A 25397-nucleotide genomic window follows, 5' to 3' on the forward strand; every position below is an offset into this window, starting at 1 on the left:
AAATTAAATGAGAAATCTTGTACAAACTGCAATAGACGAAAGACTCAAAGGTCTAAAGAATTACAAATCTTTGTTGAGCTTAAACAAAACGGAGTCAGATACTAATAAAGGCTATAATGGAAGGCAAATATTAGAAATGTTCCAAAATTGCGAGGATGAGGGTGCCACTAAAGTTTCCATTTTTTTGGATACTGCAAATTGCACACTCCAAATAAGCAATGATGGTGAGAAAGCATTTTCTATTGAAGGATATGATTCTCTTTTATATCCAGGGTTATCATCAAAAGTATCATCTGGTTATATAGGTAATAAAGGGTTGGGATTTAGGTCAATTATCAATTGGGCAGACGAAATTAAAATTGTTAGCAACGATTTTATAATTTCTTTTAAAGAAGAAAATAAAAAAGATATTCTTTTAAATTATTTAAATTATACCGAGGATCAGCTTGGGGAAATAAGAGAAAAAAGAAGATTAAAACCTAATGTGTATCCGATACCATTGCTTAATTGTGGGAAGATTTTAGATTTAGATGTGCCTCACTTGTATACCACAAGTGTAATTGTTCGCTATAAAAAGGAATATGAAAACGACATAAGAACACAGCTCGACAATATCAGTGCGATGACATTATTGTTTCTAAATAACATTACAGAGGTTGAAATCTCTGTTGATGGAGTTGTTAAAAATATAAATGTAAAAAGAGAAATAAATGCTTCCATAAGTAAAGTTACCCACTCTGGTAATGAATATTTTGTCATTGAAGATGATGGATTAATCGATGAAGATCTACTTCAAGAAAATGAATCAATAGAGGCTAAACGATACTCAGTAAAGATTGCATTTTCGAATGATCTTTCTTTGAAGGATAAGGTATTATACAACTACTTTAAGACTCAAATTCCTTTTGAGTTACCATTTGTTGCTCACGCAAGTTTAGAACTTGATCAGAATAGAAATCACAGTACTGAATCTGCCATAAATCCTTTTGTTTTAGATAAATTGTTTCAGCTGCATCTAAAATTAGTCGAAATATTAAAAAGTAAAAATAAAAAATCTTGGTTGCCCTATCAGTCTGTAAGTAATGATGATATTAACTTGTATGAGCCATACTCCAATATTATAAATGAATATTGGAGTGATTTTGTAGTTTTTCCAACTTTGATTGGAACCTATTTAAATTTAGATGAAGCAAAAAATGTAGGTAACGATATAGCTAAATTTTTAGATAAGTATCAATTAGGAAATATATTTCAAGAGCAAATTATGTTTTGTGATTTAGAAATAAATCCTCAGCAATACATTAAAAGTCCTGATAACTTTACAGAAATTCTAGAATTAGTTGCAACCAATTTGACAATACAACAAAGAGCTGAATTCATAAAATTATTACTAAAATATTATCCTAATAAAAAGTTTAGCGTCTTAATAGATGAAGAGGAAACTTTAATAGATAAATATGACTATGTTTTTACGGATAAAACCGGTGATAATAAATCCTTAAAAGTTCCTTCGTATTCAAAAATAAGATTTTTACATTCTTCATTATTTCAACTGCTTATTGATGAACTGGATTTGCAATCTGAAACAAATAAATCAAGAATTCTAAAAGATCGCTTGGAAGGAATTTCTGATGTCCACTCTTTTGAACCTCAAACTGTAATTAAAAAAATTATTAGCGAAACCAATGATGTTTTAAAGAATAATCATAATTTCAAGATTCTCTTGAAAGAGTTCTACCAGACTGTGTTTCATAATTATAAAGCAAGAGAAGATAATCCTGATTTGGATTATGAAGCACAGATTCCTTGTTTAAATTTGTTGGATAAGATTGTTGATATTAAGTCTTTATCTTTATCTAAAGAGTTTATAGCGGGTGAAATCTCAGAAAAAATTTTTGGTGACTTATACGATAAAGGTTCTATTCTGAGTAGAATTGAAACCTTAGGTTTAGAAAATGAGGATATTGATGAAATAGAATTTTTTTTAATATGGTTAGGAATTAATCACACTTCAATTGTGGAGATAAAAACTAGCAATATTGATCAAGGCTATATTAACATCATAAACAAGAAAGAAAATATATGGGTAAACAAGTATGAATTATTTGATGTAAAATCATTGGATAAAATTGTTAACCAATTTAATGTAAATAATGTTATTGCGTGGTTAGCATCTGATAAGAAAATACTCGAAATCTTTAGTAATTTTTCCAGTACTAAATCTTACGATGAAAAAATAGGATATAGCCATTATGGCCAGAAAAACATTAATAGTTTTAAAAATTATATACTTTATACAATAGCACAACATTTTAATGTAAATAATTACTTGGTTACCAATAAAAAAGAGGAATGGTTTAATCCTTTTAAAATTGATTATGATTATTTGGCTGATATCAACAGTAAATTAGATAAGAATGAGGTTGATAGAATTTTATCTTTTTTAGGAGCTAAAAAAGATTTTAATGATTTGGACTTATCCTATCTAAAATCAAAAACCCAAGAATTAGCAGATAGAAACAATTCTAAAAGTGCACAAGTTTTTTACAAAAACTTAGTTGGACATTACAGAGTTAATGAAGAAAAAATTCTCAATGTTGATTTATATGCAAGAGTAGGAAGTAATATAGAAGTTAGAAAAAGTACAGAAATCTATTTCAGTGATCGAATTCAATTGCCAGAAAACTTAACAAATAAATTTCCAATTTTGTATTATCCATCTCGTTCTGGAGGAGCTACTGCTATAGAACTTTTTGGACTTAAAAACCTAAATGATTTGGATTTAGACATTGTAGAAGTAGAATTTGACGATTTAATAAAAAGTGATTTCGAGCGATATATATTAAGTAGGATTCCTTTTATTTTAGCATATAGATTAGATAAAATCACTAAGGAAGACGTTAAAAGATCGCAGGTTCAGTTACTAAATAAATTGAAAGTAACGTGTTGTAATAAACTAATTGCGAGTATTGATGGAGAATCATTTGATATTGAAATGTATAGCTATATTTATCAAAATGATCAGTTTTATATAAAAATTCCAATTAATACTTCTGTTGTAGAATTGAAGAAAAACAAACAATTCATTGATAGTCTCTCTGATATTTTCCTTAAAACGTTTGATACTTTAGATGAAAAAAAGACCTTTGAAACAATTTTAAGACAAAGTATTGATGATAATAATTATGACATTAATAACGACTTAGCCGAAGGAGTTTTAGAAGAAGCAAAAATTTTGTTAGGTGTTGTTAGTATTAGATTGTCTATTTGGAAATCAATTTTTAGAATTAAGAATATTGAAATACAGAGTGATCTTACTGAAAATAATATTGAAGAACATATAACGATTAATTTTCCACAATTTAAAGAATATCGATTATTTCATTCTGATACAACATTGGATGAAATTGGAATTATCCGATATGTATTAACTGATTTATCAATAAAGTTGGAAGAATATAATCAAGTCGCAGATTTTAAACTAAATTTTGATAAGTTGTTTCAAAAAGAACTTCAAGATTATTACAATAATTTGAAGAAGTCACTAAAAAACCAATTATGGTTAAATCTAAGTATTGAATACTCTGATAAGCAAAGAGAGTTTCTAAATTTTTTGTTTATAATAGAGCATTTGTTTGATAAAATAAACTTAAATGCTGTTTGTTCATCTTATAATTTTAATGAAATAATTTTATCACAATTAAAACAGCATTTACCATTTGTCAGTTTTGAATTAATTGATGATAGTAAGTTTCAAGACTATGACTCCATTGAAAAAAATATTAAAGAGTTTTTTTCTGATGATGAGTTATTTCAAATAAGAAAGGATTTACAACTTAATAGTTTAATTTATTTTGAAAATAATGTAGAGTTAATTAAAAGCGAACTTTTAGAAACACGCAATAACAATGTATCTAATAATAGTGAATATAAACTTGACTCAAATATTCCTGCCGAATTAATAGAAGATTTTGAAATTGAAATTGATTCTTCAAATTTCTCCGGAAGCTCAGATAATCCTTGGTTAGGTGGAAGTGATGAACTTTCCACAAGTGGAAAGAAGAAATTAGGGCTTAATGTGGAAGAAATTGTAAAAAAATATTTAGATAGCCAACCATCTACATATGCAAAAGTAGAACACATTTCAAAAACAAGCGAGGGAGAGCATTATGATTTAAAGTATTATGATTTAAATAGTGAAAAAATGAAATTTGTCGAATGTAAATATTTCAATGGAACATCTTTTTATTTATCCAGAGAAGAAAAACATTTTGCTGAAAATAATTTTGACCAATATGAAATTTGGTTGGTAAATAAAGACTCTAAAATCTATTGTATAAAAAATATTGCTGATCTTGGAGAGTTGCAACCTCTGACATATAGAGTTAACATAAAATTAAAAACTTATGCCATCACAAACTAACGAACTCGCCCTCGAAACTGCCATAGAAAAAGCACTCTGCGGTAATTCGACAGAAGATATAAAAAGCGGAATTGTTTCAGAACCTAATGAGCCTTACAGTGGCAACGGTTATCGAATTGGCAATCCTACAGGTTTCAATGCAAAATATGCATTGGATGAGGTGCGTTTTTGGGATTTTCTGGAGACGACACAAAAAAAAGAATTAGAAAAACTTAAACGACAGTCTGACTGGAAAATAAAAGTGCTTGACCGTTTTGATAAGCTGGTGAAAAAGTATGGTATTCTGCGTCTGCTTCGTAAAGGTTTAGCAGTAGATGATGCGCATTTACTTTGTTTTATGTAGCGCCTCTGCAGAACAGCAGTCAAAGCATTAAAGATAATTTTGAGAGTAATCAGTTCATCGTTACCCGACAATTGAAATATTCGGTTGCCAATCCATTGGAAGAAATTGATATGGTGATTTTCATCAATGGTATTCCTATTTCAACCATAGAACTGAAAAACCATTGGACAGGACAAAATGCCAAAGTACACGGTGTAAACCAATACAAACATAAGCGAGATATTGCTCAGCCTTTGCTGAATTTTGGAAGATGTATCGTTCACTTTGCAGTCGATACCGATGAAATCTATATGACTACCAAACTGGATGGATCGAACACGTTTTTCCTGCCGTTTAATCTCGGTAATAATTACGGAAAAGGCAATCCGCCAAATCCTTTCGGACATAAAACTGCTTATTTCTGGCAGGATGTTTTGCGAAGAGAAAGCATTGCCAATATTATTCAGCATTTTGTACGGTTTGACGGTGCAGAAAATGATGCACTGAGCAAAAAGAATTTATTCTTTCCGCGATACCATCAGCTGGATGTCGTGCGAAGACTGATAAAAGACACCACTCAAAAAGGTGCTGGAGAAACTTATTTGATTCAGCACAGTGCTGGTTCCGGCAAGTCCAATTCCATTACGTGGCTTGCTTATCAATTGATAGAAGCTTATCCTGAAAGTGAAGCAGTTGCAGGAAGCAAAAATACCAATCAGCCTTTGTTTGATTCTGTAATTGTGGTTACCGACCGAAGATTGTTGGACAAACAACTTCGGGATAATATTAAAGAATTTTCAGAAGTTAAAAACATTGTTGCGCCTGCGTACAGGTCTTCAGATTTAAAGTCAGCTCTGGAAAACGGTAAAAGAATTATCATTACCACTATTCAGAAATTTCCATTTATTCTTGATGGCATTGCTGATATGAGCGGTAAACAATTTGCCGTAATTGTGGATGAAGCACACAGTTCGCAATCAGGTACTGCAGCAGATAAATTGAATGAAGCCATTGGAAATAAAGGCGAAGATACAGATGCAGTCGATTATCAGGATAAAATTCTTGAAGCGATGAAAGCAAGGAAGATGACTAAAAATGCTTCCTACTTTGCTTTTACCGCAACACCAAAAAATAATACGCTGGAGAAATTTGGGGTTAAACAGGAAGACGGTTCTTTCAAACCTTTTCATTTGTATTCGATGAAACAGGCAATTGAAGAAGGATTTATTCTGGATGTTTTAGCCAATTACACAACGTACAAAAGTTACTATGAAATAGAAAAATCAATAGAGGATAATCCTCTGTTTGATACAGGTAAAGCACAGAAAAAACTGCGGGCTTATGTAGAAAAACACAAGCAGACCGTTGGTACAAAAGCTGAAATAATGCTGGACCATTTTGCGGGTTCGATAGTAAATAAAAAGAAGTTGAGCGGTAAAGCCAAAGCAATGGTTGTTACCCAAAGTATCGAATCGGCTATCCGTTATTATCAGGCTTTACAACAATTGTTAATTGGCAGAGGAAATCCTTTCAAAATTGTCATTGCTTTTTCAGGAACAAAGGAAGTGGATGGTATTGAATATACCGAAGCTCAAATGAATGGTTTTCCGGAAAGCGAAACCAAAGATAAATTTGATGAAGACGAATACAGAATGCTGGTGGTTGCCAATAAATACCTGACCGGATTTGACCAACCCAAACTATCTGCAATGTATGTAGACAAGAAGCTACAAGGCGTTTTGGCAGTGCAAACTTTATCAAGATTAAACCGTTCTGCCAACAAGCTGGCTAAAAAAACCGAAGACCTGTTTGTGTTGGATTTCTTCAATACTGTGGAAGATATTAAAACTTCGTTTGATCCTTTTTATACTTCCACAACTTTGAGCAGTGCTACGGATATCAATGTGCTGCACGAACTGAAAGACAGTTTGGATGATTCCGGAATTTATGAGCAGTCGGAAGTTGAAGATTTCAATGAGAAATATTTTAATAAGGTTGACGCTCAGTTTTTAAGTCCAATAATTGATGTGGCAGCACAACGATTTGTTTCGGACTTAGAATTAGAAGAAAAGGAAAAAGCCGACTATAAAATTAAAGCAAAACAGTTTGTAAAGATCTACGGACAAGTTGCAGCTATTTTACCTTATGAAATGGTATCTTGGGAAAAGCTGTTTTGGTTTTTAAAGTTCCTTATCCCAAAATTAAAGATTGAAGATAAGGACATTGATTTGCTGGATAAGCTTTTAGAATCTGTAGATTTATCAACCTATGGTTTGGAAAGAGTGAAGCTAAACTCATCAATTTCACTTAACGATGATGAATCTGTAGTTGATCCTCAAAACCCTAATGTAAGAGGTGCTCACGGACAAGAAGAAAAAGATGAATTAGAAAATATAATTAATGGTTTTAATGAAAAATGGTTTCAAGGTTGGGAAGCTACACAGGAAGAGCAACGTGTAAAGTTTATATCATTAATTGATGCTGTTCAGAAGCATCAAGATTTTCAAATTAAATATGCACAAAACACAGATGATCAAAATAGAGATTTAGCATTTAAAAAAATTGTTGATGATGAAATGTCCCGCCGAAGAAAAGTAGATATGGATCTATATAAAATGTACGCACAAGACTCTTCCTTTAATCAAGCGTTTATGAATGCTTTAAAGCAAGGTTTAAATGCAAGATAATTAGAAATAAGTTGTACTATGACCCACACCTACCGCATTGCCCTCCTAGAAGATAACCTGAAACAACTACATAAGTTAGAATCCTATCTCAACCAAATCCCCAATGTTCACATTGTGCTGAAAAGCAGAGATTCTGATCAATTCTTTCAGGAACTGCTTAATGCGCACCCTGATATTTTGATTGCAGATCTTGATCTGGGGAATGATAGCATGACAGGAATGGAAGTGGCTCAGGATATTAAAATACCTGTATTTTTTGCCAGCGTCAATACTTCTGAATATGTTGAAGACATAGAAGATTTAAAACGTGATGCCGAAATCTGTGTCGATCATATTACCAAACCGTTCAGCGAGGATCAGTTTGTAAAAAGTTTTAAAAGGTTCCTTCAGGAGGTAGCCTATTTCAGTCCGCCACAATATGTTTATTTGGATTTTGAGAAAACTAAGAAAAATCGTGTTCGTATAGATGATATTGTTTATCTCTGTGCAGATAAAAAAGAAGGTTCAGATTCTAATAATAAACAGATTCATTTCATCAACAGAAGTCCTGCTATCCTTATTGATTTTTCATTTACAAAAATGGAAGAGAAAGGATTGCTTAAATCTCAGTTTGTCACCATTCACAAAGCTTTCAGAGTAAATAAAAAATATTTGAAACATTATCATTCCAAAACTTCCACTGTGGAGATTCACATATTTGATGTGACAGATAAGACAAAATGTCATCAGCTTCCGGTGTCAGAAAATAAACAACCTGTCATAAGAAAGATGCTGCGTCATCCGCTTTGATTCCTCAGAAAAACGATTTTGTTCCTGCGCTTCCGTTCTTGTTTCCGGAGGCGCATTTTTTTTGGTTTTTGGATTTTTATTTGATGGACGTGTGGGGTCGACAAATTAAAAATGCGGAATCCGAAAAGCATAAAGAGTAGGAAAATTAAAAAAAAACCAATTAAAAAATATGGGTAACTCAAAATCTGACTTAGACAACTATTCAAATCAATTAAATCCAAACAATGATGCTTATTGGCAATCAAGAGGTCTTGATGAAAGGCCAGATGATTCGGATGACGATGATTCAAATTCTAAAAATTCTAATTATGATGATTCGGACGATTATTGGGATGATGATGCCTATGAACCTTTCGGAGATTCGGGTGATTATGATTGATAAAGTTATGACGTGTTTTTAACACGTCTTTTTTATTTAAAATTGTGGTAGCTTTCAAGTGCAAATCGAAATTGAAACCGTCAAAAAAAATGCAAATTTCTACTGAAGCCTATGTTCAACTTCTCGTATGTTCAAGAAATCAATCAAACTGCAGGATTACTGACACGTTAGCTAGTTTGAATTTGCTAATTGCATCGAGTAATCCCAATGAAATGAAACTGTGAAAAAATTGGTTATCAGTGTTTTAAATAGGAATAGATAGGCTGATGAATGATAAAATGTAAATGTTCAGTATATATTTTCACAAATTACACTTATAAATCAGTATCTTATTTGTACCTTAAAATTATAACTAATTGATTTTCAGTATTGGTTATTTTTGAAGAAGTGAAGTAATTAGAGATCAATAACGATTACTATATAGTATTAAATCGCGGTAAACTAACTGTTTATCGCGATTTATTTTTTTATATAAAAATGATTTCACTGTTTAGAAAAAGGAGAACCTTCATTAGAAAGTCCCCCTTTAGCTTTTTATGGTATATTATAGTGTTTACAAATTGATCGGTAATAGCTTTGATGTATTTGCTGTTATCTTAATCTTTGTACCAGAACCATACTTCTCAGTGAATTTCCGACACCTGGGCTTGCAGAGGATGCAACACTAAAGTTATTAGAAGATCCTCCACGCTGAACTGTGAAATCCAAAGGTTGACGACTATTCATAATGACGTAATCGCTGAAGAGATATCCTGCATTGATTCGAGAATTGGTAGAAATCAGAAAGAGAATATTCCCTGTTATTAACAATTGCTTTTACAAAAAAAGTATTATCTCTGCTTTCAGCAGCAAAGACTCCTACCAGCCTTACTTCCACTTTGTATACTCCCGCATCCAGCATAATCTGTCTTGTCGTTCTGGTTGGCGCGCCATTATTTGCTGTTATGGTAGTACTTGCTCCCAATTGTCCGTTAACGACGGTGTTGATAACGTTACTTGAGCCATTGGGAGCATCGTTTGCTGTATCATTTAATATAATTGGGCTTTCTGTTGCGGTTATGTTGAGTGAGTTTATAGGAATTCTCATAATCTGACCTTCTACAGAAACCGAATTATTCTGGAATACATTTCCGCTTCCATCTACAACCAATCCTCTTGAGGAAGTACCTGTAGGCAAAGTAGCAAGGCTTCTAAATCCTACTGCTGCATTATTTGCATTCACATCCAGTCTTAGGGTCGGAGATGTTGTACCTATTCCCACTCTATGATTAGTAGCATCAACACTTAAAGTAGTTCCATCTACAGAAAAAGCATTTACAGCCGACCCCGTAAAGGCTAATGTATTGCCTCCTTGTGTAACAGTTCGGCTTCCGGTAAGTGTTCCGTTTGCATTATAGATATTATCGGGAGTTCCGTTCGTTATTTTTTGCCATGATGAGCCATCAAAATAGTAATAGCCTATTGTTGTGATATTGGCTCTTTGTCCACTTGTATTCCCTGCGCTTATATCTGTTACGTAAATGAGAGAGCCTCTTTGATCTGCTCCATAGGATGCTGTATTGGCGGTAAGTTCAGCCCTGGTTACACGAGGTGCCTGAAGACCCAGCTGTTGTGCATTGTCAGTAATATTTCCGTTGGTGTCCCGCTTGGCACTCACATCCATTGTGGTTTTGGGTGTGGGTGTATTAATTCCTACCTGAGCATGTGAATAAAAGCTCATGAAAAAGAATGTCAGAACTGGTAAAATGTTTTTTTTCATAATAGAGTGATTTTCTTGAATGATGCTGTTTCAGCGAAATCTTAAAATTTTGGTTGATGAGTTTACTCATCGCAATTTTATAAAAAATATAAAGTTTATCAAGAAAAGAAGGGCCGGACATAAATACGACGCTTTGTTAATTGGCTGATAATTAGAAACTAAATTTATGAAGTGAATTTGTTTTGTATCTTTTTTGTCTACAATAACTGATATTAGGATAGATAGGAGACATATATCCTACATTGTTGATTAATGTTTTGATTATCAATAATAAATGAACTTTAGAATATGCTGAAAATGATTGATAGAAAAATATATTTATAAAATGAAAATAGTTTTTTCTGACACAAAAAATCAATAGAAAATAGAAAAAATCAACATTTTTTTTTAGAATAATTAATTCTGAGTTACAAATTAAAAGATTGTGTGAAGTCAAAATATAAATGCTTTAAATCAAATTACCTTAAAAAATAAAAACAGATTGACGTGTATTCTTAGGCCTCTCATGACGTTATTGCATCATAAATTCTTATCTCGGATTTACGTTAAAATTTGGATATTCAAGATTTGCAGAAGCAGATTCAAAATAGATGGTTATGTGTTATTCTAAAAATGCCTGAATTTCTAAAGCATTTAATCATATTCCAGTTTCGGCTAAAAATTACTTTAAAATTGTCACAAAGTAATCGTGATGTGTGTCTTTATTTCTGAAATACATTAAAGTGTTTTTGTTATGTTGAAATTCTAGCTTTAGAAGAGTATGTTTTGTTTCCGGAGATGAGATCCTTGTTGGAAGATTTTGCTTTAGAAAATATCAAACCATCAGATGCAAAGCTATAGATCAGATCGCAAAAATTGCTTATGAAAACGAGACCGAATTATTGAAACTATCTTCTATTCAATAGCTCTTATAAACTCAATACAATGGAAAGGGGTTTTCTTTTTATCCTTTATTCATTATAACAAGAATAAAAATTTTTATATATGAAAATGATTTTACATATCGTGTCAAGTGCTAGAGGTAATGATTCTTATAGTACACAATTAGGGAAAGAAATAATTAACAATTTAAAAGGTAAAGATCCTTCGATACAGATAAAAACATGGGATCTGGTGGAGGAGTGTCCACCATTATTTACCAATACAATGATTCACGGATTCTATATGTCACCGGATGATCCTGCTTATCGTTCTTTTGAAGGCTTGGAATACGCAAAGAATTTACTAGATAGAGTGAATGAAGCAGATATTATTGTGATGAGTACTCCTACCTATAACTTTTCAATTTCTGCTCATCTTAAAGCCTGGATTGATCAGCTGGTTCGGGTAGGTATTACATATAGATTTGATCAGAAAGGGAATAGAATAGGAATTATTACGAATAAAAGAGTCTATTTGGCTATTGCTTCAGGTGGCAAAATAAGTTCAGACCATCAACAAACTGACTATATCTCAGATTATATAAAAGATGTTTTAAAAGCTTATGTAGGAATAACTGATGTTATTACTTACAGAATAGAAGGGACTGCTTTCCCTGGTTTCATCCCTAATTATGAAGAATCATTAAATGATTTTCAATATTAATAGAGGTAAGAAATGGACAAACTGATGTTAGAGATTAATCCCAAAATCAAAGTTCGGAAACTTACATTTTCTGCGTATTTATATCTTGGGTTTTCAACCAAACAAATTGTGACTTATACTTCAGTAAAAGTTCATGCCGTAGAAATACGAAAGACCAGATTTCGACAAAAATATGCGATTCTTTCCGATATAGACTGTCATCTATGGCTGAAAAATTAGGTTAAATAAATGATTTTCTTATCCTTATTTGTAGTAATATTACATCGTCAAAATTTGAAAGATAGGCAGAAGCACGAAGGACATTTTAATAGTTACAGATCGATTTTTAATAGCATAAAATCATCATTACCATGAAAAAAAATCTTTTTAAAAAAGAAGCAGCAGATCTCATTGTTTCAAGAGTTAACAATTTATCAGCTGCTCACCTGCCTCAATGGGGAATCATGACAGCCAGTGAAATGCTTCTTCACTGCAATTCCTGTAATCAACAAATCCTGGAAGAAAGCAGGGGAAATAATAAAACTAAAATAAAGCAATACTTTTTAAGAATTTTAGCCCTTTACATAGCTCCCAATTTTAAAAGAAATATTAAAGGTGAACCGATGCATCATACTAAAGGAAAGACCACTGATCTCGATTTTGAAAAACATAGAAATGAGTTTATCCTTTTAATCAATGAATTTCCTGTAAACACGCGTCCTTTAACACTTACTCATCCTGCTTTTGGTAATATTTCTACCCATGAATGGGGAATTGCGGCATACAAACATATGGATCATCACCTGAGACAGTTTGGAGTGTGATTTTCAAAAGATTTAAAACTTTACCATTGAGATACACTTTTATCAGTGTTTCCAGGAGGATTTTAAAGCTTTTGTACTTAGTGAAATTCTATGTTTTTATACTTTCACCCAATATCCAATAGCCCTGATTGTATCATATTGGAGTATATTTATTGTCTTAATTTTAACATTGGAAATCAAAATATATGAAAAAGATTATCGTTATAATAGGGCTGTTGGCAATGCTGACAAGCTGCAACAATTCTGACAGCAAGGGACATAAAAAAGATGAACTGAAAGAAGAAAAGTCTTTATCGAAAGAAAAAGAATCAAAGACAGAAGAATCAGCATTTTCAAAAGGCAGAATTTCTAATGAAGAAGCTGTAAAATTGGCTGTAAAACAGTTTGAAGCTTATTTACCTAAAATTCTTAAGACATATGATGATGGAGGTATTGATCTTCAGGATCCTCACGTGGGAGATTTCACAGGTGATGGAATAGATGATGTAGCAATTTACTGGAATATAGCACCTCAAGGTGGAAATGCACTGATAGGACAAGGACTGTCATTGTATAAGAATGATGGGCATACCGTTAAAGTGATTGCTGGATATGAACCAGATTATCTGTTTGCTTTTGATACCATCAAAAATGGAAAAATTATCGTAGAAAAACTGGAATATACTGAAGAAGATGGGCGGTGCTGTCCTTCAATAAAAACGAAGCATGCTTTAACGATTAAAGGAAATAAAGCGTATTAAGCTAAAGAGACATCTTAAATATCTGAGCCATCGGTAAGATATTTAAGATGTTATTTTTTTTCCAAAATATTTTTACCCCACTCATTGATATTATCCAGTAACGGAATGAATTAAGTTCCTAAATCGGATAAGCTATAGACTACTTTCACAGGCGGTTTTGTTCCGAAAACGGTTCTGGTAATGAGATGATCTCTTTCCAGTTGTCTTAACTGAAGACTTAAAGTTGTTTCTGTAATAAAAGAAAGTTCCTTTTTGAGTTCTCCAAATCGCTTGTCTCCATTTTTTAAGTGACAAAGAATTACTCCTTTCCATCTTCCGCCAATAAGATCCATCACAAAACTTACCGCACAGGGGTAAGATTTTTCTCCCACATTGATATAAGACATTTCACATTCTTTTTCCATCTTTTTTATAGTATCTAAATTGATAGTTATTTTATGCTAAGGTTACAGACTCTATTTTTACACAATAATAGACATAAAACAGGAAATAATAAAATGTATCAATTAGCACAGATTAACGTAGCCAAAATGATTGGAGTCAATATCAATGATCCTGTAATGAAAGAATTTGTTGAGCATTTTGATTCAGTGAATCAACTGGCAGAAGAGAGTAACGGTTTTGTTTGGAGATTAAAAGATGAAGACAATAATGCAACAGGTTTTAATCCGTTTCATGATGAACAGATCATTATCAACCTCTCAGTATGGGAAGATAAAGAATCATTGGAACACTTTACTTACAAGACATTTCATGTTGATTTTTTACGAAGAAGAAGAGAATGGTTTCAAAAATACGGGAAAGCTTACTATGTACTCTGGTGGATCAAGAAAGACCAATATCCAGGCATAGAAGAATCACTCGAATGCTTAGAATATCTAGAACAGAACGGATCTTCCGAATATGCCTTCAATTTTCAAACACCATTTAAGAAACCGGAATTGATTATTTAATTGTCGTAGAGAAAATATCCTTGAATAGCTTCAATAAGTTATTCATGGTAAATCGATAAATGTTTTGTGATGAAAGTAATTTTTGAAATTTTACCGTTAATTCTAAGATGACGACGATTATTTTGTTGCTTTTTAAACGGTTTAATGAGTAATAGTTTGATGTACATAATATTAAATTCATTAAATTTATAGTGTGGATAGTTATTATGCTCAAAGTATTCATAAAATAATGTATGAAAGTAAACCATGTGACCCGATTAATTTTAGTAATTTTCTCTTTACCTCTAGGAAATCTCATTTTTGCCCAAACGAAATACCGAACCGATTTTATCGAGTTTTGGTCTACTATAAATAACCGTTATGCCTACCTGGATCAGCAGCATATTGATTGGGGAAAAGTTCGGGACATTTATGAACCTCAATCAAAAAGGGTAACCAAAGATGCTGAATTTGTGAAGCTACTTGAAAATATGTTACATGAATTATATAATGGACACAATTCTTTAAATATAAATCTGAGCACATCCAATAGATTGATTCCATCAGAATCAGATATGTATGTTGAAAAAGTAGATGGGCGGTATTTTATTAAAGATTTACGAATGGGTTTTGGAGCAGATCTGTCTGGACTGAAAATTGGGATGGAAGTCTTACTTTTCAATGGGAAGCCTGTTGAAGAGCAATTGAAACCATTCTTACCTAAATTTACCCATCATCATAATCAAAAAATGTATCGGTATGCAATGGATATGCTTTTTGCAGGAACTCATGATGTACAAAGAACCATTACTGTTCTTGAGGACGGCAAAGAAAAAATATTTCAACCCATTACGTGTGAAAATATAAATGAATTATTATCTAAAAAAATTGTTAATAAAAATACGGCATACATTAAAATTAATAATTCATTAGGAAATAACGATGTGATTGCTGAGTTTGATAGAGCTGTGGATGAGTTTTTACCCTATAAAAATCTGGTGATTGACCTGACAGAAACTCCAAGCGGGGGAACTTCTACCGTTGCCCGAGTAATAATGGGAAGATTTATTCAAGAGGTTTTGCCTTATCAAATTCACGAATTTGACGAAAAAGAATATGACACCAAAAGACATTGGGTAGAATATGTGACGCCTAGAAAAAAAGAGTATAAAGGAAATGTTTATATCCTTGTGGGCAGATGGACAGGAAGTATGGGAGAAGGGATCGCTATCGGCTTTGATGGAATGAAACGAGCTCAGATTATTGGAACTCCAATGGCTGGATTACTCGGGGCTATTTCAAATTTTCAACTTACTAAAACCAAAATAAGTGTTCAGTTCCCAACAGAACGTTTATTTCATATAAACAATACTCCAAGGGAATTATTTGTACCCGGCATTTTGACGCAGAACATTGAAGAAACCATTCAAAAAGCGAAAGAAATAGAATAATAGTATAAAGTGCGCTAATTATTGAGTACATTTTTATTTTCTTCTTCACTCAGGCGATTAAGGAAATAGGATGGCGGTATACGGTATCTTTCCTGAAAGTTTTTAGCAAATGCTTGTGTAGAGTTGTAGCCTGCTTTGCTCGCAATATCCTGAATACTCATATATCTTGTTTTTCTTTTTGTTTTCCATTGATTGACAATGTATTCTAACCTAAGATTGTTGAGATATTCTGCAAAGTTAGCATGTTTATAATGATTGATTATTTTGGATAGATAGGAAGTGTTGGTACCACATTTTTTAGCCAGTAAAGGAAGAGTCGTTTCTTTCTTTAAGAACTGTTTTTCGTCTTCAAATTGAGAGAGGGCTGTTAAAATTTTTTCAACAGTAAGTGGGTTTATATCCAGCTCATTATAATAAGGTTCTTCTTTTTCGATTTGAATCTCTTGTAACAAACTTTCTTCTACCTGCTCCTTTCCTTTAAGAAAACCTTCATACAAATTTTTAAAATATCTCTTTCGGTCGTAATATTTTTTCAAAAGAACTATAAGAATAATGATAATAACAGCACCTAAAACCAATAAAGACAAATACATGTAATGTTGCCATTTGATCTTCTTTTCAAGGGCAGACTTTTCGTCTATAAGTCTTTTGGTATCATATTCTTTGTTTAATGTACTGGATAAATATTGATAATCCTTTTCAAATACCTTATCCAATAAAATTAGTTTATTGACGTAATCCAGCTGTTTTTCAATATCACCTGTTTCTCTATAATAAAGGATGAGGTTTTCAAAAGCAGGACGAAAAAAAGGATCTAGTTTTCCAGTGTCATCATAATCTTTATCTAACTCTAGAAAATAAGGCAATGCTTTTTCTTTCTGATCCAGTTTCCAGTAAGACATTCCCAGATAAAATTTATTGGTGAGATGCTTCCAGTTGTCGTTATAAAGTTTCAAAGCTTCATTTAATTTGGCTATAGAAGCTGTATAATTTTTTTCAAAGTACTGATTGACTCCTTCTGCTGAGATAAAATAAGGATAATATTGTTGGAAGTTTTTATTTTCTTTGATAAAGCTTTTACCCTCGTTGATCAAGTCAATGTTTTTCTTAAGTTGATGAATATGAGTATTATTATCAATATAATTAATAAGAGCATATAGGTAATAATATTTATAATCAGTTCCTTTTACTTTTTCATGGTTTTGTCTGAAAAAACTGACACTGGCTTCAAATAGCTGATCCGCTTCGTCATAGGATCCCATATAATTTTTTACCGTGGCAATTTGATATTTTGCATTGTTGATGAGGTATTGATTATGCTCTCTTTGAATGTAGCTATATCCTTTTAAATAGCTGTCAAGGGCTTTTGGGTAATTTTCATTACTGGCGTAGGCCATTCCTAGCGAGAGATAGCTGTCTCCTATAAGATTATTGTCTTTTATTTTTTTTGCCACTGCAACAGTACTATCTACATATTTGATTTGTTCTTCTCCTTTTTTACTAAAACTAGCAAGAAGATAGGCATGATTTAGCTGTGGTAGATTTTTTTGTTGTTTAGCCTTTTTAATAAAATAGGTGATATATTTCCATTGCTCTGAAGGATTTTTTTCTAAGGCTTCTATTTTCATTTCAAGATCAGAATAAGATGATTTTACTCCATAACTGTTTAAATCCTGAGCAGAAACCAGAGGAATGCAGAAGAATAAAATACATATTTTATAGAAATGAAATTGAAAATGTTGCTTCATTATGAGCAATGTAGAAAAAAAATATCATATATGTGTGATATTTTTTAATGAAATTGTAATTATTTGACTTTTAGTATTTTGTAAAATAAATTTTATTATTATAAAGATCTTTTTTATAAATATATAATCATCTTAATACTTGTAAAAATACTTTTTATAAGTGTAGCACAGTCGGCTCTGTCAATATTTGGAATCCTGGATTAAGCTATCCTACTTTTAGAAAATCAAAATATTGATTATGAAAAAGATAAGAATTTGTAGTTACTTGCTTTTACTCTTCTCAACCTCATTTATCTCTTGCAGACAAGATGATATTGAAGAAGGGATATCCAGTAAAAGTCTATCAGCAAAAAATTCTAAAATAATATCTTCAAATGTTGTGCCTGTTTCCATAGGAACTCATAGTAATAAGATAGATACTTTACGGTTGGGAGAACCTCAGGGAAATATTGAGCCTGGTAATGATCAGGAGCCCAAAGGAATACCACCCAAAAAATAATCAGATTGTGTTTTGAAATGATTGCCATGTTGTACATAATGAATATGCTATGCCAAAGCTCGAGTGCTTATTTTACCTTTTCGGTTTCTTTTTTATAGGAAATATCTTGCAGGCGCAAAGTATAAACGGAAGTATTTTTAATAACGATGGTCAGTCAGTATCCTATCTTGAAATAGTTATTACAAAAGGGAACATTAGAAAAACGACCCTTAGTGATAAGGCAGGAAAGTTTAATTTGAAATTACCTGAAAATGGAAATTATGTATGTGAAATTTTTGATAATGGAGCCAGTATATATAAGAAAAGCATTGTAATCAATGGGGATATCTTGGGTAAATTTCATGTATCCGGAAGAGATGAGAAAGCTATTCAGGAAATTGTTCTCACAAAGAAAGTTATAGAGCAAGTAGGAGATAAGACTTTTTTCAATGTTGAAAATAGTGTCTTATCAAAAGGAAATAGCGGGCTTGAAGTTTTACAGAAAAGTCCCAAACTGAATGTAAATGCTGCCGGAGAGCTCACCCTTAAAAATAAAGAGGTAAGTGTTCTCATTAACGGAAGAAAAATGAATTTATCAGGATCAGAGTTGAATTCATATTTACAAAGTTTAAGTTCAGAAGAAATCAAAAGAATAGAAATTCAGGATATGGCATCTGCAGATCAGGATGCTACTGTTACTGGAGGAGTTGTGAATATTGTTTTAAAGAGAAATCCGAAAGGGCTTCGGGCAATCGCCAAAACGTATTATTTATTTCGAAAAGAAAAATATCAGGTTTATAATGGTGGTTTGAACATCAATTATGGAGATGAAAAATGGAATATGTATTCTGATATAAGCTACAATGAAAATAATGATTATGGAACCTCCAACGGAGTTTTTAAATATTGGGATGGACAACGGAATATTAATGAAAATCAGTTCAAGCAGTATTATGATAATACAAGTTTTCGTTTAGGATCTGTTTATTATCCTAATGATAAGAATACAATAGGAATAGAAGGATATTACAGTAAGAGCAATTCTAAAATGAATTCTGAGGGAACGCTGAACATATTCAATGAAGGGGTACAAACTGTGGATAGTAGAAATAATTCATTGTCAGCTTCACCATCAGACTTATGGTATTTAACAGTCAATTATACTTTAAAAACCGATGATTTGGGAAGTACCATTAAATTTATTGGGGATGTAGGAAGAAATATTATGAAACCTTTTAATGATGTTGTTTCTGCCTATCCGGAAAGTCCACAGAAAGACAGCCATTTTTGTATGAAACTCATTTTGTTTCTAAATATTATACGGGGCAGCTGGATTGGACACAGAAGTTGAAACAAAATTGGGAGCTCAATGCGGGAATAAAACTGGCTAGTGTAAAGAGAGATAATTTGCTTGATGTACATTATATGGACAATATGGAATGGTCTGAGGATCTGAATCAAAAACAGAATTTTGATAACCGTGAAAATATTGTGGCAGGATATGCGATGGGAAGTAAAACTTTTGGAAAACATTTTCTGAAAGGAGGGCTTAGAATAGAAAATACAACAATAAAAGGATTTAATAGAGTTAATGGGCAAGAGGTAAAACAAGACTATACTAAGGTTTTTCCAAGCTTATTTTATAAGTATGATCTTGGAAATAATAAGAATATTTCATTTGCATTTAAAAGTGGTATTGTGCGACCCTCATTTAGAGATTTGAATCCATTTGTAATTAAACAGAATGACTTTTTATATCAGATAGGAAATTCAAATTTATTGCCTCAGTATAATTATAATTTTTATCTGGATTACACTCAGAATAAACAGACTGTTTCATTGTATGCAGCCCTTACTGAAAATATGATCCACAACGTGTATTATAATGTCAATGAAATAACCTATAACCAACCTTTGAATTATGGAAGTGCGCAAGGATATGGATTAGATTATACTTATAACTCAGATGTTTTTAAAGGAGTATACCTTAATCTGACAACAGGTATTTTTTATAATGTGTTTAAACCCATAGACCTTCAGTCTATTCAAGGAATTGCATTTTATAATAATGTATATGCGCAGTTTAAGATCTCAAAGACTGCTCTTATTGAGCTCTTTAATAATTATACAACAACCAGTAAATATAGAAATGTAGATATGGCTCACAATTATAAGATGGATATCGCATTTCAAAAATCAATACAGGATGGGCAGATATTAATCAAGTTTAAAATATTTGATCTTTTTAATACCCAAAGAGACAAAAGCCTGTCACATTATAGAGACTTTGATTTTAATTTTTATCAAAAGAGGTTAACGAGAGGATGGCTGATTTCTTTTCAATACACTTTTGATAATAAGCAAAAAATGAATAATAAAACAGTCAATTCTGATAATGAAAGCAGAAACAGACTATAAAAAAAGTGATCACTAAAAAGGAGAAAGCTGAAAATCCTTACAAAGAGTAAGCACTAATTTCAAAATCAAATTAAAATGGAAAAGAAGCAATTAAATCCAGCTGCATTCCTAGGAATCGAAATCTTATCACCTCTTGAGAAAAAAATGATTAAAGGAGGATATCAAGAACAACAGCAGCAGCAACAGCAGCAACAACAGCAGCAGCAGTTGTCGCCACAAACTCCTCAAACTCCTCAAACACCAACAACTATTTTGGTGTAACTCATTCACTTGCCTTGAGGGTAAACCCCTCAAGGCTTTTAAATCAAAATATTATGAAAAAAATACTTTTAATTTTAAGCTTAATTTTTATGTCTATTACGATATCAGGGCAAAGTACTCCCACTACACCTATCGCTAATGCAGGAGTTACTGCAGCAGGAATCACTTATTCTTATAGTGAAAATAATACGTCAATAGCAATTTCCCTTGCTTATAATCACGCATTACAACAAAAAGTTCTCAATGTGGTTTCAGCGAATTTCCCACAGTTTGATGGAAGTCAGTATGTTAATGATAACAGTATTTATTTTGAATCGATAACCACTCAAGGCTATTCAATGAAAATTGAATTAAGACTAAAAAATAATGTATCATCAAGTAATCAGGATTTTCAGAAAGCAAAATCGGATGTGAAGAAGATGTATAATGAAATTTATGGATTATGAGTACTCTAACTCAAAATAAATTCACCAAAGAATGGTGGGATGACTTCCTGGATAATACCAATTCTCTCAAAAAAACGAACGTATTTTCTGATTGTATGCCTCATGATGAGACTGAAGAAATGAGAGCCGGAGTTTTAGATATCATAAGATTGATTATTAAGAATAAAGCTCCTAATTATGGATTCAGATTATTTGTTGAAGGCAAAACACTCACTGAAAAAGAATTAGAACTGTTCTTTGAAACGTCTATTCCCGAAGAGGGAGAGACGTTTGAAGATTGGTCTGAGAGATGTTTTGGAGACAAAAAATATGGGATTATCATCAATAGAGGTGAAAAGTTTAATCCATCATTGGTAGAACAGATCGCCAAAAAGATACAACCTTTAGTGAGCAGCGTAGGTATCCCTAGGCTAGGAGTTACTTTTACCATTTTCATTGGAAATTATGGCTGGACTCCTCTAGGCATACATACTGATGGTATCGGGGAAAATGTAATGCATTTCCATTTAGGAAAAGGCAATAAGACCATGTACACCTGGGACAGGGAAACTTATGATCAATTGGTAGAGCCGGAAAAAAGATTTAACAATACCAATATTGAGGAAATTCTTGACCACGCCAATGTATTTGATTTTGCTAATGGCGATATCTATTTTATGCCTTATGGTGAATATCATGTAGGCAAATCTGATGATTTATCTATAGGTCTTACTTTGTGGTTCAATAACCATACAAAGACTGCACTTTTCAAAAAAATTATGGATAATTTCCTAACGGAAAATGTGAATGAAAGCGTTGATATTTTGCCGATGGATCTATCAGATTACGATGAATTGAACAATTTTAATGATATTGAGGATCTATTCATTGGTGAAAACCTTTCCGAATTAAGTTTTGTCGATCTTTTGAAAGACGCTTATAGAGATTATAAAATTGCTCTATACAGTAATTGTGGCTTTTGGGAATCACCTTTCCCTAAGGCAAAGAAAGTAGACCATTCTCAAGAATTTATTGTACAAATTGTTCAGCCATTTAAGATTCTATATTATCAGGATGAGCTTCTGCACCTGTTTATCAGAGGCAAAAAAATTAATATGAATAATAATGATTCCTTCCTTGATCTTATAGAAGAGCTTAACAAAGGTTCTAAATTGAACAAAACGGAAATATTTGATTTATTAGATGATACCTGGGATCATTCAATCAAAGAATATGTTATAGACCTACTTAATGAACATCATATTATAAATGTAGAATATGTTTAAGTTCATTCCCCAACATGACCAAATGGACTGCGGTCCAGCTTGTCTTGCCATGATTTGTGCTTATTATGGTAAGGATTTTGGGCTGCAGTATCTTCGGGATAAAAGTTTTATTACCCGTGAAGGAGTATCATTGTTGGGAATAAGCGAAGCCGCAGAAAAAATAAACTTAAAACACATGGCAGGTAAATTGAAACCAAAGGATTTCAATAGTGATCTTTTGCCTTGTGTTCTCCATTGGAACCAAAATCATTTTGTGGTTCTTTATAAAATTTCAAAAAGTATTTATTCTAATAAACTCGTTTATAAGATTGCTGATCCAGGGCATGGAATTGTTTCCTTGTCAGAGGATAAATTTAAAAAATCATGGTTGTCTGATGGAGAAAAAGGGGTTGCCCTTTTTTTAGAACCTACGGATGAGTTCTATCAACAAGTTCCCCCCGAAGAGGAAGAAATTTCAGCAAAATATATGTTGAATTTTTTTAAACCGTATAAAAAACAAATATTCCAATTGTTTTTTTTATTGCTTGCCGGAACACTTACTACTTTGGTATTTCCTATTCTTACACAGAAGCTTATTGATGAGGGAGTTGCCCAAAAAAATCTGTCAATTATTACTTATATCCTGCTGGCACAGCTTGCTTTTTTTATGGGGAATATCATTTTTGGGATTTTCCGTAACTGGATCATGTTGATTTTAGGGACTAAAATAAATATTCAGATTATTTCAGACTTTTTAAAAAAGCTTTTAATACTTCCTATTAAGTTTTTTGATACTAAGCTAATGGGAGATTTTAACCAGCGTATCCAGGATCATGAGAGAATTGAGAATTTTCTTACCTCTCAAAGTCTTTTAACCTTGTTCTCTATGATTACATTTTCTGTGTTTTTTGGAGTTCTCTGGTATTATGACTTCCGGATCTTAGCGGTATATGTAATTTTTACCATCATTTCTGTTGTCTGGTCTTTATATTGGCTAAACAAAAGAAAAATATTGGATTATTTCCGTTTTCAGCAGAAAAGCGAGAATCAAGAATCAATCTATGAGATCATCAACGGAGTATCCGAAATAAAACTTAATCAGTTTGAAGACTACAAAAGACAAAAATGGGAGGGAATCCAGCAAAAACTATTTAAAATTAATATTCGTATTTTAAAACTTGATCAACTTCAGCTTTCAGGTTTTGACTTCATTAACCAACTGAAGAATATTGTAGTAACTTTTCTTGCCGCATCATTTGTTGTCAAAGGAAATATGACCTTGGGAGCTTTGCTAAGTGTTTCATATATCATTGGGCAAATGAATTCTCCCATAGGCCAATTGATTTCATTTTTCCGATCTTTACAGGATGCAAAATTAAGTTTAGCCCGTTTGAACGAAGTGCAAAACCACCCTGAAGAAGAGACTGATAGCCATTTGCCATTATTCAGTCCTCAGTATACAGAACAGAATGGAATACAGAAAGGTATTTATTTTAAAAATGTATCGTTTCAGTATGAAGGCCCTCAGTCCCCATTTGTACTAAAAGATATCAATCTTTTTATTCCGGAAGGAAAAATAACGGCTATTGTAGGCGCTAGTGGCAGTGGGAAAACCACTTTGATGAAAATGTTATTAAAGTTTTATGAACCGGTACAAGGCGATATTAGCTTTAATCATCTTAATATAAAAGATATTTCACCCAAAGATTTGCGTAAGAATTGTGGAGTTGTTATGCAGGATGGTTTTATATTTTCAGATTCAATAGAAAGAAACATTGCTACTAATGAGGAGAATATAGATGAGCAAAAACTTGAAAACGCATTACGAATTGCCAATATTAAGAGTTTTATAGAAGAACTTCCTTTAGGAGTAAACACAAAAATAGGATCTGCTGGAAACGGTATTTCAGGAGGTCAAAAACAAAGAATACTTATTGCCAGAGCGGTGTATAAAAACCCACACTTCATTTTATTCGATGAAGCTACCTCTGCATTGGATGCGGAAAATGAAAGTATTATTCATCACAATCTTCTATCCTTTTTTAAAGGAAAAACAGTTGTTATTGTCGCCCATCGTTTAAGTACCGTTAAAAATGCTGATCAGATTATTGTGCTTAAGCATGGGAAGATCGTTGAACAAGGAACCCATCAACAACTCGTTCATAAAAAAGCAGATTACTACAATCTGGTAAAGAACCAGCTTGAATTGGGAGACTAAACCAAGTTGATATTGATCAGAAGAAATATAAGAATATTATATTCGATGCTGATGTGGCCATGGTTACCTTTTCCTGTTTCACACAACAATTTTAAGCTTCTCAGAAACTGTCCCCAAGTATAATTGCATTCTGCAAACATAGGAGAATAAGTCTCCCAGCCTTTATGATGAAAAATCAATAAGGTACCACTATCGTATACCAACTGCTCTATTTGCCCTTCTAATTCGGGATGCATTTTGCGTAAAGTTTCTTTATCTCCGGAGACAAGATGAAATGAAATATCTGTCCCAATCCATTCATGAGCACCTGTGATACAGTGCCATTGGACTTCCTCAAAAGGGGTAAGCTTTACAATTCTCATTTCTTTAAAATAATCAGGGCCAAAAGAAAATCTGGCAATACTGCCAGGCTCTGCATTTGCTTTTGTATGGGGAGTCCACCATGCAGACAACCCAGACTGACTGCTGATGGCACTGTATACTTTTTCCTTTGATGAGCCAATTAGTAAAGAATGATAAATATTAGGCATGTATTAAACGTTATAATGGTTTAGTTTTTAATAGAATACTAAAATTACAAAATAAAAATAAACCATAAAAAGATAAAAGCACTATTATGCATGATTTTAGATTTTGAAATGAGGAAGCCAGAGATAGGAATTGTTTTTTGTACTTTAGTATTTATAAAAACTGTTCTGACGGGATAAGACTTTGC

At 32.4% G+C, this 25397-nt stretch carries 20 protein-coding genes and 1 pseudogene; 17 read left to right on the forward strand and 4 right to left on the reverse strand.

Annotated features, from left to right (window positions below; all coding sequences use genetic code 11):
- The first annotated feature begins 7 nt into the window (after positions 1-7).
- The 5 genes from QWZ06_RS05610 (at position 8) to QWZ06_RS05630 (ending at position 8600) form a co-directional block, all read left to right on the forward strand.
- Positions 8-4423, forward strand: a complete 4416-nt coding sequence (locus QWZ06_RS05610; protein ID WP_290296315.1) for a sacsin N-terminal ATP-binding-like domain-containing protein — start codon at positions 8-10, stop codon at positions 4421-4423.
- Positions 4407-4766 (forward strand): hypothetical protein, encoded by a 360-nt coding sequence (locus QWZ06_RS05615; protein WP_290296317.1) that lies wholly within the window; start codon positions 4407-4409, stop codon positions 4764-4766. Before QWZ06_RS05610 ends, QWZ06_RS05615 begins: the two co-directional genes overlap by 17 nt.
- A complete protein-coding gene (locus QWZ06_RS05620) occupies positions 4754-7432 on the forward strand; it encodes a type I restriction endonuclease subunit R (protein WP_290296318.1) in 2679 nt (892 codons plus the stop codon). The genes QWZ06_RS05615 and QWZ06_RS05620 overlap by 13 nt, the downstream gene beginning before the upstream one ends.
- Before the next feature lie 18 nt (positions 7433-7450).
- Positions 7451-8221, forward strand: a complete 771-nt coding sequence (locus tag QWZ06_RS05625) for a LytR/AlgR family response regulator transcription factor (RefSeq protein WP_290296320.1) — start codon at positions 7451-7453, stop codon at positions 8219-8221.
- Between the two features lie 169 nt (positions 8222-8390).
- Positions 8391-8600 (forward strand): hypothetical protein, encoded by a 210-nt coding sequence (locus QWZ06_RS05630; protein WP_290296322.1) that lies wholly within the window; start codon positions 8391-8393, stop codon positions 8598-8600.
- Positions 8601-9318: 718 nt separating this feature from the next.
- Here QWZ06_RS05630 and QWZ06_RS05635 read toward each other — a convergent pair.
- Positions 9319-10359, reverse strand: a complete 1041-nt coding sequence (locus tag QWZ06_RS05635) for a phage tail-like protein (RefSeq protein WP_290296324.1) — start codon at positions 10357-10359, stop codon at positions 9319-9321.
- A 984-nt stretch (positions 10360-11343) separates the two neighbouring features.
- Between QWZ06_RS05635 and QWZ06_RS05640 the strand changes: the two genes are divergently transcribed.
- The 3 genes from QWZ06_RS05640 to QWZ06_RS05650 all read left to right on the forward strand — a co-directional run bounded on the left by QWZ06_RS05640 (position 11344) and on the right by QWZ06_RS05650 (position 13486).
- The gene (locus tag QWZ06_RS05640) at positions 11344-11943 is read left to right on the forward strand and encodes an FMN-dependent NADH-azoreductase (protein ID WP_290296325.1); all 600 of its coding nucleotides are present in this window, start codon (positions 11344-11346) and stop codon (positions 11941-11943) included.
- A 350-nt stretch (positions 11944-12293) separates the two neighbouring features.
- Positions 12294-12746: a hypothetical protein gene (locus tag QWZ06_RS05645; protein ID WP_290296327.1), complete on the forward strand. Its 453-nt coding sequence runs from the start codon at positions 12294-12296 to the stop codon at positions 12744-12746.
- Positions 12747-12931: 185 nt separating this feature from the next.
- Entirely contained in the window at positions 12932-13486 is a 555-nt protein-coding gene (locus QWZ06_RS05650) for a membrane lipoprotein lipid attachment site-containing protein (RefSeq protein ID WP_290296328.1), read from the forward strand.
- 113 nt (positions 13487-13599) lie between these two features.
- Here QWZ06_RS05650 and QWZ06_RS05655 read toward each other — a convergent pair.
- Positions 13600-13890 (reverse strand): annotated as a pseudogene (locus QWZ06_RS05655) (winged helix-turn-helix transcriptional regulator); the annotation flags it as partial.
- A 93-nt stretch (positions 13891-13983) separates the two neighbouring features.
- On the opposite strand from QWZ06_RS05655, the gene QWZ06_RS05660 reads away from it, so the two are divergent.
- Both QWZ06_RS05660 and QWZ06_RS05665 read left to right on the forward strand, forming a co-directional pair.
- Positions 13984-14439, forward strand: coding sequence for a DUF3291 domain-containing protein (locus tag QWZ06_RS05660; protein WP_290296331.1), 456 nt, complete (start codon positions 13984-13986; stop codon positions 14437-14439).
- A 233-nt stretch (positions 14440-14672) separates the two neighbouring features.
- Positions 14673-15869: a S41 family peptidase gene (locus QWZ06_RS05665; protein WP_290296333.1), complete on the forward strand. Its 1197-nt coding sequence runs from the start codon at positions 14673-14675 to the stop codon at positions 15867-15869.
- A gap of 14 nt (positions 15870-15883) precedes the next feature.
- Here QWZ06_RS05665 and QWZ06_RS05670 read toward each other — a convergent pair whose 3' ends face one another.
- Complete coding sequence (locus tag QWZ06_RS05670; RefSeq protein ID WP_290296334.1) at positions 15884-17617, reverse strand: helix-turn-helix domain-containing protein; 1734 nt, start codon at positions 17615-17617, stop codon at positions 15884-15886.
- A 238-nt stretch (positions 17618-17855) separates the two neighbouring features.
- Between QWZ06_RS05670 and QWZ06_RS05675 the strand changes: the two genes are divergently transcribed.
- The 7 genes from QWZ06_RS05675 to QWZ06_RS05705 all read left to right on the forward strand — a co-directional run bounded on the left by QWZ06_RS05675 (position 17856) and on the right by QWZ06_RS05705 (position 24682).
- Positions 17856-18116 carry a hypothetical protein gene (locus tag QWZ06_RS05675; protein ID WP_290296335.1) on the forward strand — a complete coding sequence of 87 codons (261 nt, stop codon included), beginning with the start codon at positions 17856-17858 and terminating at the stop codon, positions 18114-18116.
- A gap of 49 nt (positions 18117-18165) precedes the next feature.
- Positions 18166-19446, forward strand: a complete 1281-nt coding sequence (locus tag QWZ06_RS05680; RefSeq protein ID WP_290296337.1) for a TonB-dependent receptor — start codon at positions 18166-18168, stop codon at positions 19444-19446.
- Positions 19443-20513 (forward strand): outer membrane beta-barrel family protein, encoded by a 1071-nt coding sequence (locus QWZ06_RS05685; RefSeq protein ID WP_353959937.1) that lies wholly within the window; start codon positions 19443-19445, stop codon positions 20511-20513. The genes QWZ06_RS05680 and QWZ06_RS05685 overlap by 4 nt, the downstream gene beginning before the upstream one ends.
- Positions 20514-20588: 75 nt before the next feature.
- Positions 20589-20774: a hypothetical protein gene (locus tag QWZ06_RS05690; RefSeq protein ID WP_160136493.1), complete on the forward strand. Its 186-nt coding sequence runs from the start codon at positions 20589-20591 to the stop codon at positions 20772-20774.
- Positions 20775-20827: 53 nt separating this feature from the next.
- Complete coding sequence (locus QWZ06_RS05695; protein ID WP_290296342.1) at positions 20828-21220, forward strand: hypothetical protein; 393 nt, start codon at positions 20828-20830, stop codon at positions 21218-21220.
- The gene (locus QWZ06_RS05700) at positions 21217-22485 is read left to right on the forward strand and encodes a hypothetical protein (protein ID WP_290296344.1); all 1269 of its coding nucleotides are present in this window, start codon (positions 21217-21219) and stop codon (positions 22483-22485) included. Before QWZ06_RS05695 ends, QWZ06_RS05700 begins: the two co-directional genes overlap by 4 nt.
- Entirely contained in the window at positions 22478-24682 is a 2205-nt protein-coding gene (locus QWZ06_RS05705) for a peptidase domain-containing ABC transporter (RefSeq protein WP_290296346.1), read from the forward strand. Before QWZ06_RS05700 ends, QWZ06_RS05705 begins: the two co-directional genes overlap by 8 nt.
- Here the strand turns inward: QWZ06_RS05705 and QWZ06_RS05710 are convergent.
- The gene (locus QWZ06_RS05710) at positions 24679-25212 is read right to left on the reverse strand and encodes an SRPBCC family protein (protein ID WP_290296348.1); all 534 of its coding nucleotides are present in this window, start codon (positions 25210-25212) and stop codon (positions 24679-24681) included. The two genes, QWZ06_RS05705 and QWZ06_RS05710, sit on opposite strands and share 4 nt — an antisense overlap.
- Positions 25213-25397: the final 185 nt, after the last annotated feature.

It is taken from the genome of Chryseobacterium tructae (assembly GCF_030409875.1).
GTDB lineage: Bacteria > Bacteroidota > Bacteroidia > Flavobacteriales > Weeksellaceae > Chryseobacterium > Chryseobacterium tructae.